Annotated in this window: 18 protein-coding genes; 8 read left to right on the top strand and 10 right to left on the bottom strand. The window is 58.9% G+C overall.

The genetic code is table 11. The features are described from left to right. Nucleotides 1-4: 4 nt before the first annotated feature. The 4 genes from EO087_RS00510 (at nt 5) to EO087_RS00495 (ending at nt 2,729) form a co-directional block, all read left to right on the top strand. A complete protein-coding gene (locus tag EO087_RS00510) occupies nt 5-433 on the top strand; it encodes an ArsI/CadI family heavy metal resistance metalloenzyme (RefSeq protein WP_128897143.1) in 429 nt (142 codons plus the stop codon). A gap of 12 nt (nt 434-445) precedes the next feature. Next, nucleotides 446-943 (top strand): arsenate reductase ArsC, encoded by a 498-nt coding sequence (locus EO087_RS00505; RefSeq protein WP_128897142.1) that lies wholly within the window; start codon nt 446-448, stop codon nt 941-943. Between the two features lie 8 nt (nt 944-951). Then, nucleotides 952-2,019: an ACR3 family arsenite efflux transporter gene (arsB, locus tag EO087_RS00500; protein WP_128897141.1), complete on the top strand. Its 1,068-nt coding sequence runs from the start codon at nt 952-954 to the stop codon at nt 2,017-2,019. A 101-nt stretch (nt 2,020-2,120) separates the two neighbouring features. Then, a complete protein-coding gene (locus EO087_RS00495) occupies nt 2,121-2,729 on the top strand; it encodes a hypothetical protein (RefSeq protein ID WP_128897140.1) in 609 nt (202 codons plus the stop codon). 30 nt (nt 2,730-2,759) lie between these two features. Here EO087_RS00495 and EO087_RS00490 read toward each other — a convergent pair whose 3' ends face one another. From EO087_RS00490 to EO087_RS00470, 5 genes are all read right to left on the bottom strand, one after another. Beyond that, nucleotides 2,760-3,578: a TIGR02391 family protein gene (locus EO087_RS00490; protein WP_128897139.1), complete on the bottom strand. Its 819-nt coding sequence runs from the start codon at nt 3,576-3,578 to the stop codon at nt 2,760-2,762. A gap of 27 nt (nt 3,579-3,605) precedes the next feature. Beyond that, on the bottom strand, nt 3,606-3,908 hold the full coding sequence (locus EO087_RS00485; RefSeq protein ID WP_128897138.1) for a DNA-binding transcriptional regulator: 303 nt from the start codon (nt 3,906-3,908) through the stop codon (nt 3,606-3,608). Then, nucleotides 3,892-4,275: a type II toxin-antitoxin system RelE/ParE family toxin gene (locus EO087_RS00480; RefSeq protein WP_128897137.1), complete on the bottom strand. Its 384-nt coding sequence runs from the start codon at nt 4,273-4,275 to the stop codon at nt 3,892-3,894. Before EO087_RS00480 ends, EO087_RS00485 begins: the two co-directional genes overlap by 17 nt. A gap of 106 nt (nt 4,276-4,381) precedes the next feature. Then, nucleotides 4,382-5,584, bottom strand: a complete 1,203-nt coding sequence (locus EO087_RS00475; RefSeq protein WP_128897136.1) for a tyrosine-type recombinase/integrase — start codon at nt 5,582-5,584, stop codon at nt 4,382-4,384. A 477-nt stretch (nt 5,585-6,061) separates the two neighbouring features. Next, the gene (locus tag EO087_RS00470; protein WP_128897135.1) at nt 6,062-6,358 is read right to left on the bottom strand and encodes a 2-hydroxyacyl-CoA dehydratase; all 297 of its coding nucleotides are present in this window, start codon (nt 6,356-6,358) and stop codon (nt 6,062-6,064) included. Nucleotides 6,359-6,711: 353 nt separating this feature from the next. Between EO087_RS00470 and EO087_RS00465 the strand changes: the two genes are divergently transcribed. Next, nucleotides 6,712-8,367 carry an MASE1 domain-containing protein gene (locus EO087_RS00465; protein ID WP_128897134.1) on the top strand — a complete coding sequence of 552 codons (1,656 nt, stop codon included), beginning with the start codon at nt 6,712-6,714 and terminating at the stop codon, nt 8,365-8,367. Nucleotides 8,368-8,385: 18 nt separating this feature from the next. On the opposite strand, the gene EO087_RS00460 is transcribed toward EO087_RS00465, so the two are convergent. Continuing rightward, on the bottom strand, nt 8,386-8,871 hold the full coding sequence (locus tag EO087_RS00460) for a hypothetical protein (protein WP_205744397.1): 486 nt from the start codon (nt 8,869-8,871) through the stop codon (nt 8,386-8,388). Nucleotides 8,872-9,139: 268 nt separating this feature from the next. Here EO087_RS00460 and EO087_RS00455 point away from each other — a divergent pair, with 268 nt between their 5' ends. The 3 genes from EO087_RS00455 to rapA all read left to right on the top strand — a co-directional run bounded on the left by EO087_RS00455 (nt 9,140) and on the right by rapA (nt 12,754). Beyond that, the gene (locus EO087_RS00455; protein ID WP_128897133.1) at nt 9,140-9,550 is read left to right on the top strand and encodes an H-NS histone family protein; all 411 of its coding nucleotides are present in this window, start codon (nt 9,140-9,142) and stop codon (nt 9,548-9,550) included. Between the two features lie 78 nt (nt 9,551-9,628). Beyond that, the gene (locus EO087_RS00450) at nt 9,629-9,748 is read left to right on the top strand and encodes a transposase domain-containing protein (RefSeq protein WP_128897132.1); all 120 of its coding nucleotides are present in this window, start codon (nt 9,629-9,631) and stop codon (nt 9,746-9,748) included. 165 nt (nt 9,749-9,913) lie between these two features. Then, on the top strand, nt 9,914-12,754 hold the full coding sequence (gene rapA, locus EO087_RS00445) for an RNA polymerase-associated protein RapA (protein ID WP_128897131.1): 2,841 nt from the start codon (nt 9,914-9,916) through the stop codon (nt 12,752-12,754). Between the two features lie 82 nt (nt 12,755-12,836). On the opposite strand, the gene EO087_RS00440 is transcribed toward rapA, so the two are convergent. The 4 genes from EO087_RS00440 to EO087_RS00425 all read right to left on the bottom strand — a co-directional run bounded on the left by EO087_RS00440 (nt 12,837) and on the right by EO087_RS00425 (nt 17,251). Beyond that, nucleotides 12,837-13,874, bottom strand: coding sequence for a M43 family zinc metalloprotease (locus EO087_RS00440; RefSeq protein WP_164931723.1), 1,038 nt, complete (start codon nt 13,872-13,874; stop codon nt 12,837-12,839). A gap of 355 nt (nt 13,875-14,229) precedes the next feature. Beyond that, on the bottom strand, nt 14,230-15,597 hold the full coding sequence (locus EO087_RS00435) for an amino acid permease (RefSeq protein WP_128897129.1): 1,368 nt from the start codon (nt 15,595-15,597) through the stop codon (nt 14,230-14,232). A gap of 31 nt (nt 15,598-15,628) precedes the next feature. Further along, complete coding sequence (locus tag EO087_RS00430) at nt 15,629-16,282, bottom strand: rhomboid family intramembrane serine protease (protein ID WP_128897128.1); 654 nt, start codon at nt 16,280-16,282, stop codon at nt 15,629-15,631. Between the two features lie 261 nt (nt 16,283-16,543). Then, complete coding sequence (locus tag EO087_RS00425; protein WP_128897127.1) at nt 16,544-17,251, bottom strand: C40 family peptidase; 708 nt, start codon at nt 17,249-17,251, stop codon at nt 16,544-16,546. Nucleotides 17,252-17,365: the final 114 nt, after the last annotated feature.

Here is a 17,365-nt window from a genome sequence, read left to right as displayed (position 1 = left end):
TCCCATGAAGCGTTTTCACGTCCACCTGCACGTCGATGATCTGAACCGCAGCATCGGCTTCTATTCCCAACTGTTCGCCGTGCAGCCGACGCGCATCGAGAGCGACTACGCGAAGTGGATGCTCGAAGACCCGCCGGTGAACTTCGCCATCTCCACGCGCGGCAGCCAGCCAGGTATCGACCACCTGGGCATTCAGACCGATGACGCCGACGAGCTGGCGGCCTTGAAGGCGCGGGCGCAGGCCGCCGACATGACGCTGCTCGACGAAGGCACCACGACCTGCTGCTACGCACGCAGCGAGAAGCACTGGATTACTGATCCTCAGGGCGTGGCCTGGGAGCACTTCCACACGCTCGGCAACATCCCCGTCTTCCACGAAGCGATTGCGCCAGCCACGGCCTGCTGTGCGCCCACATCCCGTTCCTGCTGCTGACGCGAGCCTTCCGTGACCACCAACACCACCTATAACGCGCTGTTCATCTGTACGGGCAACTCGGCCCGTTCGATCCTTGCCGAAGGCATCCTCAACGACTTAGGCAAGGGCCGCTTCCATGCCTATTCGGCGGGCAGTCACCCGAAGGGCGAAGTGCATCCGCTGGCACTCGCCACACTGGAACGCCTGCATCTGCCGACGACGGGCTATCGCAGCAAGAGCTGGGATGAGTTCGTGGCGCCGGGCGCGCCGGTGTTCGACTTCATCTTCACCGTCTGCGACAACGCCGCCGGCGAAGCCTGTCCGTTCTGGCCAGGCAAGCCGGTGTCGGCGCATTGGGGCGTGCCCGATCCGGCGGCCGTCGAAGGCAGCGAGGAACAGCAGCGCAAGGCGTTCATGGACGCCGCGGTGACGCTGCGCCGGCGCATCGAGCTGTTCCTGTCGTTGCCGCTCCCGCGCCTCGATGCCATGTCCTTGCAGCGTGAGCTGCGCGCCATCGGCCAGCGGTGAGATCGCACATGGCCGTACGGGCGGAAACCGTCGCGCCGGCGGGCGCGATGAGCACCTTCGAGCGATACCTGACGGTTTGGGTGTTGTTGTGCATCGTCGCCGGTATCGCGTTGGGCCAGTTCGCGCCGAGCGGGTTCCAAGCCATCGGCCGTATGGAAGTGGCCCAGGTCAACCTGCCGGTCGGCGCGCTGATTTGGGTCATGGTGATCCCGATGCTGCTCAAGGTGGACTTCAGCGCGCTCGGCCAGGTGCGCCAGCATTGGCGCGGCATCGGTGTGACGCTATTCGTAAATTGGGCGGTCAAGCCGTTCTCGATGGCGCTGCTGGCGTGGGTCTTCATTCGCCACGTCTTCGCGGCGTGGCTCCCGGCCGAGCAACTGGACAGCTACGTGGCGGGCCTGATTCTGCTCGCCGCCGCACCCTGCACGGCAATGGTGTTCGTCTGGAGCCGGCTGACCGGCGGCGATCCGATCTTCACGCTGTCGCAGGTGGCCTTGAACGACACCATCATGGTGTTCGCCTTCGCGCCCATCGTCGGCCTGCTGTTGGGTCTGTCGTCGATCACCGTGCCGTGGGCCACGCTGTTGACCTCGGTGGTGCTCTACATCGTCATTCCGGTCATCGTCGCGCAACTCTGGCGCCGTGCGCTGTTGCGCCGCGGCCAGGCCGCGTTCGACGCTGCGCTGGCACGCATCGGCCCGCTGTCGATCGCGGCGCTGCTGCTGACGCTGGTGCTGCTGTTCGCCTTCCAGGGCCAGGCCATCCTGCAACAGCCGCTGGTCATCGCCATGCTGGCCGCGCCGATCCTGATTCAAGTGTTCTTCAATTCCGGCTTTGCCTACTGGCTCAACCGCCGCGCCGGCGAACAGCACAACATCGCCTGTCCCTCCGCGCTGATCGGCGCGAGCAACTTCTTCGAGTTGGCCGTGGCTGCGGCTATCAGCCTGTTCGGCTTCCACTCCGGCGCGGCGCTGGCCACCGTGGTCGGCGTGCTGATCGAGGTGCCGGTGATGCTGCTGGTCGTGCGCGTGGTCAATCGCTCGCGTGGCTGGTACAACAAAACTCGTATAACGTGACCGCGACACGGTTTTAGGCGCGAAGCGCGGACTGGCAGTGGCGTTGGGGCAGATTCGCCAGACATCGCCTGGCGAATTGGCCGAGTGAACGAGGGGAAACGATGGAAATACGTGGCAAGAAAATATGTGGACTGGATGCCGTGCAAGTGCGCGACGCGCTCCGCGCCTTCCTGGACGTGAAAACGCCAATGTCGTTCGAGGACGGCGAGGTGAAGATCGAGCGCAAGACACTCAAAGCTGATTTCCTCGCCAAAGAACTAGGTTTGGCAGAGGCAGAAGGCGCAAGACTTCTCGCCGGTTTGATTGCTGATGGCTATATCGACAAAGAAAAGTTGACGCCGACTTATCAAGGTATGGCGTTAGCTCAAGCCGAGGACCGCGATAGATTGCCGTGGAACGAAGCGAAGAACATCCTCGACGAGTTCCTTGACGCCGGAAGGCAGGTCAATGCGAAGCCGGGCGCGCGCGTGCTGATCGAACGCGTCCATGTGTTCGGTAGTTACCTTGCCGGTGCCGAAACGGTGGGCGACATCGACTTGCTGATCGAAATGCCGTTGCCCGAGGATTGCGAACCCGAAGACATGGATGAGCAAGACGCCGTGACCGAGGCGATCAAGATTTCGGGCTACCTGAGCTTTCACGACGAGTTCGATCTAGTCGCCGCGGAAGCCGAGAAGCGCCTTGTCTACGACAGACGCAATCCGACTTAGTTGAACGCCGGCGGTGTGGGGCGTTTATTGCTACGCCGTGCCATCCGCTGTCTTCTGCGTACCATCTAGCTTGCGATGAATCAGCGATACCAGCGTCAGAATGTCGAGCGCGTCCTGCTCGGACATGGGCCAATTCGTCTTGGGCGCATGGGCCAGCGGATTGCGCACGGCACCGAACAGGCCGATCAGCAGATTGGCAAAGCCTTTTTGCTCGCTCTTTTCGGATTCGGTGGTGAGCGGCCCCAAGGCCAAGACTGGCTGCTGACCCGCAAATGCCTTGTTCACCAAGTCGGCGCCATCGCCACTTAAACCCGACAGCAGGCGTATCCGTTCGGCAACGCCTTTTGTCGCCTCGAAGACGGCATGGAAATAGTTTTCGTCAAGCAGCTCGGCGCGGCAGTAGTTCAGCACTTCCACATGGACGGCGCGGCTTTCCAGCGCCGCCTTGAGCCGTCCCGCGCGGGCGCGGGCTGCATCGAGCGTCGTTGCTTTATCAGCGTGCGCGACCTTGCCATCTTCCCGCACATAGAAGCCGGAGAACGCCAGAACGACATTGAGTTCGTCGCGTCGCCATGCAAACGCCGCAGCTTCGCGGGCGTAGTTCACCGGGTTCATCGCGCGGTTGATGAACATGATGAGATGGTTGCCGACTTGGTGCTGGTTCTGTGCGCCGGCCAGCGCATTGAACAATCGCTTCCACTTGGTCATGCCGGGCGACGTGTCGGCAACCTGGATCTCTTGCAGCAACCGCTCGATCTGCGTGCCGCTCAGACCGCGTTCGGTATCGGCTAGGACGCGACAGGCGGCTTCAAGGTGTTGTGAACTGAAAGGGTCAATCCGCGTCGCCACCGCCTCTGTCTCCGTCGTTGCAGGGCATCAGATGATGGCCTGCAGGCCCTTGTCGGCGATGACGTTGAGCAGCTTGAGCGCCGGGCCGGTGGGGCGGGTTTCGCCTTGCTCCCACTTGCGCACGGTCGAGGCCGACGTGTGCAGGTGGTGCGCGAACACCGGCTGGCTGAACTTCAAGCCTTCGCGCAGACGCTTGATGTCGATGGCGCTGAACTCCCGCACCGGCGGCGGGCAGATCGCGTCGAACTCGCGCATCGTCACCTTGCTGATCGCTCCCGCTTCGTGGAGCGCAGCCAAGTCGCCGCGCAGCGATTCAATGATCTTGCTCACAATGCACCTCCACCAAAACACCCGACTGCAACGCCTTCGTCAACGCTTCCCCGGTCAGGTCCAGGAACACCTTGCCGGCGAATTGCAGCGCCTTCCTCTCGTCCTCCGTGATGTTCGCCTTGTCGTTCTTGGCGAACCCATGCAGGAACACGTAGCGGTTACCGATCCGGGCCGACAGAAGCGTCCGATAGCCGCCGCTCTTGCCGCCGCCGGGACGGGCTACCCGCTTTTTGTAGAGCAGGCCGCCCAAGTCCGCGTCGATCAGACCGCTTTCCATCTCCTTGACTGCCTTGCACAAGGCGGCGTCGGGCAACCTTTCGCGCGCCTGCCACTTCGCAAAGTCCCTCCGCTTGAGGATGGGCGTCATCTCGACCTCCAAACTATACCCGAAACGGGTACACTTTGCCATGACTGAAAGTGGCGTCCCGACGACACGACCACCGGGGCGGATGCAGCGGGTATCCGGCGGCCGGTCACGCGACCACCTTTTCCGGTTCCCTGCGGCGGCCGATCACCGACTTGCGCCGGGTCGCCACCAGCTCGGCCGCCTTGCGCACCGGGTCGTCCTCGGTGTGGACGTAGCGCATGAACATCGCCACGGTCTTGTGGGCGGTCAGCGCCATGCCGACCTTGACCGGGATGCCTGAGTTGGCAATGTCGGTCGTCGAGCGGTGACGGATGCCGTGGGTGCCGACCTTCGGCACGCCGGCCCGATCGAGGATGCGCCGCCATGCGTGGTAGTAGGAACCGGAACTGAGCGGCTTGCTGTGGTCGAGGATGGCCGGACAGACGTAAGGCGAATCGCCGTAGTGCGGCGCGTTCTCCAGCAGCCGGCGAGCCTCGGCGCTCAACGGCTTGGACATATCGCCTGTCTTGCTGTCCGGCCAGACGACGCGGCCGTTCGGCAGGTCGAGCCAGTCCCACTGCAACAGCAGGACTTCCGACATGCGCGCGGCGAACTCGAATTGCAGCCGGACGGCCAACAGGTGGATGGGATGTTCCAGGCTCTCGGCCTCGGCTTTGTCCAGGTAGGCGAACAGACTGACCATTTGCTCGTCGGTAATGAGGCGGGTCGAGCCTTTCTCCGGGTACTTCGGTACGTGGCGGCAAGGATTTGATCCGTCAGGCCGATAGCCCCAAAGCTCGGCCAGGTTGAACATCTTGCGGGCGAGCGACAGCACGCGGTTGGCCTGGGTGGGGCACTTCTCCATGCGCTTCATCAGCGCGGTGATGTCGTGGCGCGTGACCTCGTGGGCCTTCTTGCTACCAAAGGCCGGAACGATGAAGTTGTCGATCTGGTACTGGTAGCTTTTCTGCGTGCTCGGCTTGTTGTGCAGCTTGGAGTGATCCTCCATGAACCGTCCGCACAGCTCCTTGACTGTTGGCGCCTTGCGGGCCTCGGTCTTGTCCTGTCCGGGGTCGCCGCCGCGCCGGATTTCGGCGAGCCAGTCCTGCGCCAGCGACCGGGCCTGCTCGACGGTCAGTTCGCCGAACTGTCCGAGCTTGGGTTTGCGCCGCACGCCGGAGTTCGTGCGGTACTGAAGCATGAAAACCTTGTGGCCGGTTGGTGTAACCTTGCACAAGAAGCCCGGAACGAGCGTGTCCCGGAGTTCGAGGTCGCAGGTCTGCGGTTGCGCCGCGTCAACGACGGTCTTGGTGAGTTTGATCTTCGCCATGTGCTGCTCCTGAAAGGCCCGATTTCCAGGAGCCGGCCAAGAGCCAAGCGAAAGGGAACCGGGGCGGTTTGCATCGCGCACCGGGATATGATCGAAGGCTCTGGCCCGAAGGAAAACCTGCTACAGCAAGCCACATCCAAGTCAGGCGTTAGCCCGGTGCGGATGCCATGCTCTGGCTTAAAATCTCTCGACCGAAAGGTCATGCGGGTTCGATTCCCGCTCCAGGCACCACTGAAGTCAGCCGTTTACGCGAAACCCGCTACGCGACTTCAGCCCTCCCTCTGCTGCTCCGGCATCCGCTTGGATAAGCCTAAGAGGTAGGGCAGTCGCAAATTTGCACCCTTCCGGATTGACATAAGCGCCGCATTAATGAGAATAATTCCCATTAGCGAATATTAATGATCGATATCGCGGTGCTTCACCAGATAAATAAGCCACACACCCGCGGCAATGCTGCCACCGGAAACACTGATTCGATCAGTCTGCGCTGACTACCCTGGGCTTGCGGCCACGGCGTGGCTTTGCCTCGGCCTGCTGGGTAATCAAGCTCTGCAGGTAAGCAATACCCTCTTCCTCCGGAAAAAAGGACACTACGTCCGCCACGGTCAGATTGTGACGCTGACGGAGCGCCAGGAACTCTTCCTTCGCCCTTTCCATCGCAGATACAGCCGCCTGTTTTGCGGCCTGTTTCTTGGAAGCACGTTGTTCGATCTGCTTGTCCAGGGCTGCGAGTTCTTCCTGGAAGCGACGAAAGGCATCTTTAGGGAGGGTCATGGCACGATGGGGTGTTGCTGGAACAACAATTATCTCACACACGGCAAGGTCTTAGCCGCCCATCTCGGTCTCCGGCGCAAGAACTGCTGAAGGTTGTAGGGCACCAAAGATGCCCCACTACCGTCGGGCTCGATCTTCACGTTTCCAAATGCGGCGACGAGTATGATTACCTACAACGCGCAGGGTCCCGATCTTTGTAGTCATAACACCATTAAGACGTCCCATCGAATACTGTTTTAACCCACGATGGCACAGTCTTAGCTTTACCAGCAGTACCTAGATGCTTCGCCGGATGTCATGACCGACCACGAACAGTTAGCGTGCGGTTATATCGGGCTTGGGGGGCAACGCAGATGCTGAAGTCAATCACTGCGAACAGATGGCTACTGCAAGTTGTAGTCTTTGTGGGGTATGGGGTGGCCTTTGCATTCCTTCGACCATATGCAAACAGCCTCTGGATGGTAACTTGCGGGCTTCGCCTAGCCAGCCTGTTGCTATTGCCATATCGCTATTGGCCGACGCTGGCCCTCGCGGAAGTAGGTCCGCTCGTCTATCAAAATGACGAATACCGGGATCAGTTTGGCGCTACCTGGATGGCGCTCAACTCGATTCCACCGATTCTGTACGCCATGCCCGTGGTTTGGTGGTGCAAAGACAAACTTTCACTTTTCCCTTCAAAACGGATCGTGAAAGTCAATGCATTGCTCACCTGTGTCGTCGCGGCATCTGCCATGTGGACCATCGCCACCTTTACGGTATTGATAACTGTCGTACAACCCGTCCATACGCCTCATCCCTATGCCTTTCGCCCCCTCGATGTCGTGCAGATATTCCTGGGCAAATACACAGGCATCCTCACCTTCGTGCCGCTGGCCCTGGCCATCAAGCTGCAGAAACCGGCGTCGCTGCATGCCCATCTGCTTCGCCTTGCCCACAGTCGCCTGACCCTGGAAACAACCATGTTGTTGCTTCCTACGCTGGCCATGCTGGTGTGGACCAACTATCGAGCCTCCGCAGATGCTCAACAAGTCATTCGCATGGCGATGTTCCTGCCTGTCGCCTGGCTCACCATGAAGCATGGCTGGCGTGCTGCGGCGGTAGGCATAACGCTGGTCATGGCTTGCATCTTTGTCGAAATGACCGTAGAGCACAACGTCATCGGCGTAATCGGCGCGCAAGCCTTCATTGCTTTCGCCGCGACATGCCTGTTTGCGCTGGGCGCACGCATCACGGTACAAAACGCCGCCGAGGAACAGGAACATCTCGACGCCAAAGCCGCCGTGAAGCTAGCGCAACAAGGCCTGTATCAGTGTGAAGTACGCATGCGACAGGCTGCCCAGGCACTGGAGCAGATCGGCGGCACCGTGCAATTGACACAAACGCGCCTACTCAACCGTTTCAAGCACATGCTGCCGATGACCGAAGGGCAAAATTACTACCGGCAAGCCGCAGCGACACAACATCAGATGTATCGGCTCGCGGAATCCATGCACCCGACGGCCTGGCGGGAACGCGGATTACCCGCCGCACTGCGTGAAACGATCGGCCGTAGCCTGGATGAAGCCGGCCTGGCGTATCGCTTCGAAATGAAAGGGCGCGGACTGAGCCTGCTCTCACCAGGCGTGCATGCCGCTATTTACCGCCTGGTGTGCGAAGCGGTGGTCTACATCTGCGAGCAGAGTTCCTGGACAACCATCACGATATCCCTGCGTGGTGGCTTGACTCATGGACAGCGCTGGGCCGTGTTACGCATGACAGGCATGGATTGCGCGGATGACCTGGACGACCTCGCGCATAAAAAATCGAAGCACCAGCAGTTGGCATTGAAGCTGGGGGCAAATGGGCTTGGCGTAGCTGCCATGCGGGACCACGTTCGCCTCTATGACGGCGAACTGCACATCCGTACATCACAGGACAACTACCTGATGACCGCACTGCTACACGATGCAAGCCAGCAAGTGCGGGATTCGCACGCGACGTCTCCCGCACTCGAACTCTATATCCGCTGACATCCAACCCTTTACTTTTCAGCTTCCAATGCGCCTAATCACACTTCCGGTGCAATCACTAGGATCCTTGCACAGATTGGGTTTGACAATGTTGAGTTGCACGGTGCCATTGCTTGAAGGTTCGGCTGTAATTTGCGTAGAACCATCGCTGTAGATAGTCTCCGCATTACCGGCGATCTTTGCCGTTTGGTCACCAACTTGCGATGTGGAGACATACTGCGCATCCACACCCACCGGCAACACCAACACCTCGTGATCACCGATAGCCACCGCTGCACGGACCGTTCCATTCAAGTCATTGACCTGGACATAACGAATACCATCACGAACAAACACGTAGACATGGTAATGAGGGCTTGCACTTACATCGATAGCATTGGGCCATGCCTGCCCAAGACCGGTAGACGGCGCCTGAAAAGCCAGGGCAGATGTGGATAGCATCGCTGCCAAAAGCGTGGTAATGACAGCGTGGCGCGAACCAAATTTGCTTGGTATGTGTAACATAAAACCCCCTTTCCTATTCGAGTTGCGGCACCTATTGCCGCAAAAAAAATCTAACACCGGATAGCGTTCCCATAATGCGAAGAGCGTCCACTCCCGATTACCCGGATGGGGCGGTTAACCAGGACATATTTTCTCAACGTTCGAAAACTTCTCAAATCCGCTCAGAAAAATAAACACCATGTTCATTAAATAAGCTCCTTTTTATTGCATTTTTGTGGCCGTTGTTTATAACCTAGGCATCCAGACATCCCAACAACAAAGGCCATCCATGGCGATTGATCTCACATCCCTTTCTCCCAAAGAACTCAAGGCACTCATCGCAAACGCCGAATCAAAGATGCAGGAAGCGAGGGCTAGCCAGGTCCAAGAAGTCAGAAAGAAGATTGACGCAATACTCAGCACCTCCGGCCTCACGCTCGCAGATGTCTATCCTGCTCATGGTGGCAAAGGTGGCAAAGGTGGCAAGCGTGGTGCCGTAGCGCCGAAGTATCGCAACCCGGAAGACCCCAGCCAGACCTGGACGGGTCGCGGCAAGCGCCCACTATGGTTTGCGGCCGCACTCAAGCGCCGCGGCGTCACCGCGGAAAGCCTTCTGATTACTGGCGGTAGAAGGACCAAGGCAGCGCCCGCGAAGAAAGCCTCCAAGAAGGCCACGCGCAGGAGGGTCAAGCGGCGCTGATGCTCCACCCACACCAGGTATGGAACATATGAATACCAGCCCTGCAGACTTAAGCTGCGGGGTTTCGTTTTAAGGGCAATGCTGAATAAGTATCGGCGTTTTCCCTATGTCGATCCCTACACCTGCCTGGCTGACGTGCTGCAACGTATCGGCCAGCACCCAAACAAGCGGATCGAAGAACTCACGCCAAGGCGCTGAAAGGCATGCTTTACCAGTCAATCATTGCGATCGGACATGGATTACCACAAGCCCACGGACTGATACATGGCGTCGCTGACTTACCTTGTTCTAGGGACCCGCCTAGGCAATCACTGTCGCTGAGCGGATAATCGACACCCCTCCAAACCACGCACGCTGCAGGCAATGTTCCTACCCGGTCAACGCTGGATTTCTACCGCCGAGCCTGAACTCGGCCTCGGTACTGTGCTGCGCGTCGAAGGACGTGGGGTGCAGGTGTTGTTCGCCAAGTCGGGCGTGTTGCGCCCTTACGCGGTGGATTCCGCCCCGTTGGTACGCGCGGAATTCCGCGCCGGGCAGCGGGTAGCCGGCAAGGGCATCGCCTTTCTGGTGGAACGGATCGAGGAGCGCGAGGGGTTGCTGGTCTATCGCGGCGAAGGTCGCGAGCTGCACGAAGGGCAGCTTGATGACGAACAGAGCGTCAGCCAGGCCGATGATCGGCTGATCGGCGGCCGCACCGATCCAGTGCACCATTTCGAACTGCGCCTGGAAGGTCTGAAGCGCCGTGCCCAAGCGCGCTGTTCACCCAGTTGGGGCCTTGGCGCGGCGCGCATCGGGCTGGTGCCGCATCAGCTTCGCGTGGCCAGTATTGCCGCATCGCGTCATCCGCCGCGCATCTTGCTCGCCGATGAAGTGGGCCTGGGCAAGACCATCGAGGCCGGCATAATCATCGCCCGCCAGATTGCCACGGGCCGTGTCTCGCGCGTACTGGTGCTGCTGCCGGATACGCTGGTCTATCAATGGTTCGTGGAATTGCTGCGGCGCTTCAACCTGAGCTTTGCGATCTACGACGAAGAACGCTGCGAAGCCGTCGAGCCATCCGATGGCGACCACAACCCGTTCGACGACGAACAGTTGATCATCGCCGATTTCAGCTTCCTCGAACACAGCCCCAAGCGTGCCAGTCAGTTGCTGGACGCGCACTGGGATCTGCTGGTGGTGGACGAGGCCCATCACCTTGCCTGGACACCTGAGGCAGCCAGCCCACGCTACACGTTGGTAGAGCAGCTCGCCGCGACCACACCAGGCGTGCTCCTGCTGACTGCCACGCCGGAGCAGTTGGGTCGCAGCGGCCACTTCGCGCGCCTGCGTCTGCTCGATCCGCAGCGCTATCACGACCTGGATCTCTATCTGGCCGAGTCCGAACGCTTCAAGTTGCTTTCACATATCGCAGACAAACTGCTGGAGCGTACGCCGCTGGAACCCGCCGAGCTGGAACAGCTTCGCAACGCCTTCGAAGGCGATGCGGTGCTGCAAGTCTGTCTGGCCGATACCACCAAGCCTGAGCACAGCCGCGACCTGGTCGCTGCGTTGATTGATCGCCATGGCACTGGCCGTTCGATGTTCCGCAATCGTCGCGCCAGCATCGGCGGTTTCCCCAAGCGCATGCCCGAATGGGAACTGATCGACGCCACCCCATTGGACGACAACACACGTCAGGCCTTGCTCGCCGAATTCCACGCCGATATCCAGCAACCGGTGCCGGTCATCGAAGTGGACTACACCGACGATCCACGCGTCGACACACTAGTCGCGTTGCTGGAACGCCATCCGCAAGACAAATTCCTGCTGATCTGCCGCAGCCAGGCCAAGGTGCTGGCGCTGGAAGAAGCCCTGCGCACGCGCACCGGCGCAGGCATTGCCCGCTTCCACGAAGGCTTGGGCATTGTGCAGCGCGATCGCAATGCGGCGTATTTCGCGCAGGCGGATGGTGCGCGATTGCTGATCTGCTCGGAGATCGGCTCGGAGGGCCGTAACTTCCAATTTGCACATCGCCTGGTGCTGTGGGACCTGCCGCTCGATCCGGACCTGCTGGAGCAACGCATCGGCCGCTTGGATCGCATCGGGCAAAAGCACGACATCGGCATCCACATCATCACTGCCACCGACAGTGCGCAACACGTGCTCGCACGCTGGTATCACGAAGGAGTGGATGCTTTCCGCACCAGCCCCGCCGATGGTCGTGAACTGCTGCGCCGTTTTGGCGAGCCACTGGCCAGGCTTGCTGACGAACACGCGCGCGGCGATGACCAGCGCGACCAGGAACTGGATGTGCTGCTGACCGAAACGCGCGCCAGCCACGAACAAATGGCCGAACTGATCCGCGCCGGCCGCGATCATCTGCTTGAGCTTGCCGCCAGCCGCGATCCGCATGCGGACGAACTGGCCCAGGCTTTCCGCCGGGAAGACGACAATCCTTCGCGCGACGCGTTCCAGCAGCGCCTGCTCGAGTCCTTCGGTATTCAGGCGGAAGAACTCGGCGGCAAGGTGGTCCTGCTCGATCCGCAATACCTGTCCACCGACGCCCTGCCCGGTTTCGCCGAGGGCCCGATGTCCATCACCTTCTCGCGCGATGTAGCACTGGCGCGTGAAGACCTACCGTTGCTGCGACTCGATCACCCCATGATCGTCGGAGCGATGGATCTGGCGCTTTCCAGCGAGCGTGGCAACGCCGCTTTCATGGTCGACGATGGACTGTCCGCACGTAGCGCGCTGCTGCAGGCTGTGTACGTGTTGGAGTGCGTGGCTGATCGCAGCCTTGATGCAGAACGCTTCCTGCCCCCCCAACCCATCGTCGTCACCATCGACACCAAGCTTACCGAACGCGCGAATTTCCAGCCTAGCGATACATCGATCCGCAAAGCCGGCGATCGCAACATCGAAGTACCGCGTTATCGCAAATTCCTCACCAAACTGGTACCGCCAATGCTGGAGAAAGCCGAAGCCGCTGCTGCGTTGCGTGCGCAGGCCAACATTGCCGAAGCCGTGACGGAAGCCAGAGAGCTGCTGGATGCAGAATTGGCGCGCCTGCGTGCGTTGCAAGCCATCAACCTGTCGATCAGCGAAGCGGAAGTGACCCGCGTGGAAGAAGAGCGCGCAGCTTTGCTCCATGCCTTGCCGCAAGCACGGCTGCGACTGGATGCGGTGCGGTTTGTGGTGAGTCCGGATTTTCTGGCATTGCGCTGAACAATCTTGGCAATAGTGAGGACTTCCCAAATTCGTAACGCCCCTTACGGGGCGCTACGAGCAAAAAGTCATGCTACGAGTGTCAGGGAATTTTGATAGGTGCCAGAACAGACGCGCGTGCAGCCCCACCACCACCAGCCCATAGTGTAGGACGCAACAAACTGGTAGCAGCATACATAAGATCACGCTGACCAGGCGTAAATGTCGTCAAGCAAATGTCATTGGAGTAATCCATGTAGTTATGGATCGAATTCTGCGAACCCGGACATGTGCTAGGCGCAACCATCGGGCAGCCTGCAGTAGGCATACTCTGAGGTGGCGTATCCATGATGAAGTCACCCGACCAGTTTCCTGTACCCGTCAAAGGGTTATTACCCGCTGCGCACACTCCGTACCCGATCTCGAATACATGCACCAGACCGAGATAGTGACCGATTTCATGCACTAGCGTAGCGCCTTCCGCATAAGGTCCTTCCCCGCCAGGAAGTGTATTGAAATTGACGTATACGAAATTTTCCTTTGATCCCTCATCGCCTTGGAGGAAGTAGGGAATACTAGCCTTGCCAAGCGAGCCAGATGCATCACTGCAACTGTAAACATTGATGTAATTTTGCGGCGCTATCGCAAGGATATCGCGCATATCCTGATTGTCTTCGCATGAAGAAAACCACGAATCGGAGGTGTACTCGCTCCAACTTGCGAGCTGAAAAGTGATAGGTATACCGTTTGCCTGCATGCTCCGGTTGAGATCACTGATCTGCTCTCTCATCCTTTCTGTACTGATAGCGCCTGTCCCGTCGCTTTTTATAATTTCATGCCAAGCAATCTTAATTACTGCTGGCGGGTTGCTATGGGGCGTAGCCAAAGCTTTAGCTGTGATGGCCGCCATCACATCCGGAGAAGGGTCGACGGTTGAACATCGCGTAACCTCATCAGCATTTACTGTCGTGGAGACCGCCAGAGTCAGCGAGAGAAACAACAAGGCTTTTTTCATAGAATGATTCCAGCTCTGTGACTTGAACACATCCATGCCAACAGCATCTTTGCTGGGCGGTATGTTCAAATGAAAACTAATGCCGGGCTGCCCCATGAGCCGCTCGCTTCGACGCCCGAACTTCATGCCTTTTACTCGACACTTGGCTATCGAAGCGAAGATATGGCCAACCCCAGCAGCCATCGTACCGTGTGCTAGCGCCTTCCCCTTTTTTGTGCGGATGGATAAACGCTAGCACTGAACTCAAAAAGAGAAAGTCGGCCATATTCGAAACTCATGTGCTCAAGCTAAGACTGTCATGTAAGAAACAACCCACAAAACTTTAGAAAGCTCTGATTGACGCATGACCTGCATATAGTGCACCAGCAGCAGTAAGTGCAAATTAAAAAGCGAAGCCCGTGAAGGGGCCTCGCTCGAATCGATCAAAACAGTGTGCCGTCAGATAACCCTACGCGGTTTCGATCGACGTCAAATCACCTCATCACACCGCATCCGCATCGCCGGCAGTCAAACTCATGCGCCGCCCGATGCCAAAGACTACGTACGCAATACTTAGCAATGCCACCCACGCGCCCCCCACATATAGCGCCACGCGCGTATCCGGGCTATAGCCCAGCATCACCAGCACAAAGGTGAGGAACGCCAGGCAGATCACACTGCTCAGCGGCCACACGCGCAACGGGAAAGCCGTAGCTCCGTGACGGCGGCGGAAGCTGAAGTGTGCAATCAGCACCATCATCCAGGTCCACACGGTGTTGAACGACAGGATCGACATCATCATGGCGAAGATGCGACCGGGCAGCATGTAGTTGAGTAGCACGCTGATCACCAGGCATGCCATGCACGCCAGCACGCTGCGTATGGGCACGCCTTGTTCGCTGACCTTACCCAGGAACGCAGGTGCCTGCCCCTTGTGCGACAGGCTGTATAGCATGCGGCTGCCACTGAAAGTGGTGCTGTTGAAGCCCGACAGCGCCGCAGTAATCACTACAAAGTTGATGATGCCCGCCGCCTGCTGGATGCCTAGCTTGGCAAACGTGGTGACAAACGGACTGCCTTGTGTGCCGAGCTGGTTCCACGGGTAGATCGCCATGATCACGATCAGCGCGCCCACATAGAAAATCAGGATACGCCACAGCACTGAATTCACGGCACGGGGAATGTTCTTCGCCGGATCGGCCGCCTCGCCCGCCGCCATGCCGATGGTCTCAATGCCACCGAAGGCAAATACCACGATCGGCAACGCCAACACCATGCCTTCGAAGCCATTGGGAAACCAACCGCCATGGCTCCACAAATTGCTCAGGCCCATGGGGTGACCGCTATTGCCCCAACCGAACCAGATGATGCATGCGCCGCCGATAATCATCAGCACTACGGTCACCACTTTGATCATGGTGAACCAGAATTCCATCTCCCCGTACACGCGCACGGCCATCAGGTTGAGCGTACCGATCATCACCACGCTGCCGAACACCCAGATCCATTGCGGCAGATCAGGGAACCACTCCTTCATATAGATGCCTACGCCGGTGCTCTCGGCCATACCTACGCCCACCATCAGCAGCCAGTAATTCCAGCCAGTGAGGTAACCTGCGAACGGCCCGAGGTAACGATGCGCATAACTACTGAAGGAACCGGCCACCGGATCGTTTACCGCCATTTCGCCCAGTGCGCGCATGATGATGAAGATCATCAGGCCACCAAACAGATAAGCGAAGATGACCGATGGCCCCGCCATCTGGATGGAGCTGGCCGAGCCCAGAAACAAGCCCGTGCCAATGGCCATGCCCAGCGCCATGAAGGTGATCAGGCGCGACGTCAGTCGGCGCTGCAGATGTTCGGTCATGGAATTAGCCTGTTAATGGAACGTCGTTGTATCAGCGCATCAAGCGGCGCTTGGGTTTGATGGGCAACTTGCCGCGCCAGTACTCGATCATCAAAAAGCCACCTAGCATACCGCCGAGGTGGGCGAAATGCGCAACATCCGCCTGCCGACCCGTCACGCCCAGCGCCAACTCGATCGCACCATAGCCCATCACGAAAAGCCATGCGGGAATTGGAATCGGCAAAAAGATCAGCATCAGTTTTTCCTGCGGATAAAGCATACCGAACGCCAACAGCAAGCCGAAAATGGCACCGGATGCGCCCAGTGTCGGCTCGAAACCATGGGTGTAGTACTTCACCACCATCAATTGCGCGAGTGCTGCGCCCAGCAAGCATACGAAGTAGTACACCGTGAAATTGCGCGAACCGAACGTACGCTCGATCGTGCCGCCAAACATATACAGCGCAAACATATTGAAGAAAATATGCGTGAAGCCACCGTGCATGAAGGCATACGTCACCAGTTGCCACAGGCGAAAACCCACGAATACCACGCTGCCATCGTCACCCTGCGCCATCTGGTCGGGACCGAGCGGCCACAACGCAAAATGCGCTATCAGGTAGTCGCCCATCACCTGTTGCAACAGGAACACGGCGACATTAGCGATAAGCAAGTTACGGGTAACGGACGGCAGGTTGGTAGGCATGGGCAACCTCAATGGACAGGCGCTAGTATGGTGTCTCACAAGTAACGCGAAGACATTCCGCTTGGATTTCGCCGCCAGACAAGGCGCAAAGAGGAGTCGTAGTGGCACTATGACGACGAGCAACACAGGATCGCAGGATCGTGGCGAAAGACACCGGAATGATTGGATGGTATTTGTGAGACACCGCACCAGTATCAGGCACGCCCCACCCAACAAAAAGGCCACCTTTTAGGTGGCCTTTTTTTCGATCGCACGAGACGATCAGCCGTTATGCGTGGTCGAATCAATCTGAGCCATCGCATCCGGACGACGGGCGCCCGCGAAGCGCTTGGACCAATAGCTGTCAGCAAGGTTGTCCACGCGCACCGACTCGCCACGACGCGGCGAATGGATGAACTGGCCGTCGCTAAGGTAGATGCCAACGTGCGAGATGCGGCCCTTGCCATGGCGGTCGGCGGTGCGGAAGAATACCAAGTCGCCCGGCTGCATGTCATTGCGGCGAACGATGTGGCCGATCAGATACTGGGAAGCGGAATTGGTCGGCAACTGCAGACCTAGTGCATGCTCGAACACGTAGCGCACGAAGCCGCTGCAATCGAAACCGGTGGAAGGATCGCGACCACCGCGCACGTAGCGAACATGGCGAAGCTGCATGGCTAAACCGACCAGTATGTCGCGCAGGCCTTCCGAGGTTTTGACGTCGCTGAACTGGGCAGCGTCATCGCCTTCCACAGCGGCTGCATCGTCCGCCTTGGCGGGGGCCAGCGCGGCAATCGGAAGCTGGGTAGGAATCGTGGACTGGGCCAGCGAGGGGGCTGCGGAGAAAGCTGCCAGTGGATTCAGCAAAGAGCTGGAGATCTTTCCGGAAATCTGTGCCTGCACACCATGATAGACGGTAGCGGCCAAGACCGAGCTTGAAAAGCACATAGCAGAGACAAGCGCGGCGAGTACAAGTCGCGTTTTAGACATGCGTGGATCTCTGGGCGGTTGCTTATCCGGTCACCACCCCCTGCGGCGACCATGACAAAGTTGTGACGATATCAAAGCAAAACCGTCAGCATGTTCGAATCGCGTTAACTGAAC

Origin of the sequence: Dyella sp. M7H15-1, from assembly GCF_004114615.1 — a bacterium.
Classification (GTDB): Bacteria; Pseudomonadota; Gammaproteobacteria; order Xanthomonadales; family Rhodanobacteraceae; genus Dyella_B.
This window is presented reverse-complemented; position numbering and strand designations above follow the sequence as displayed.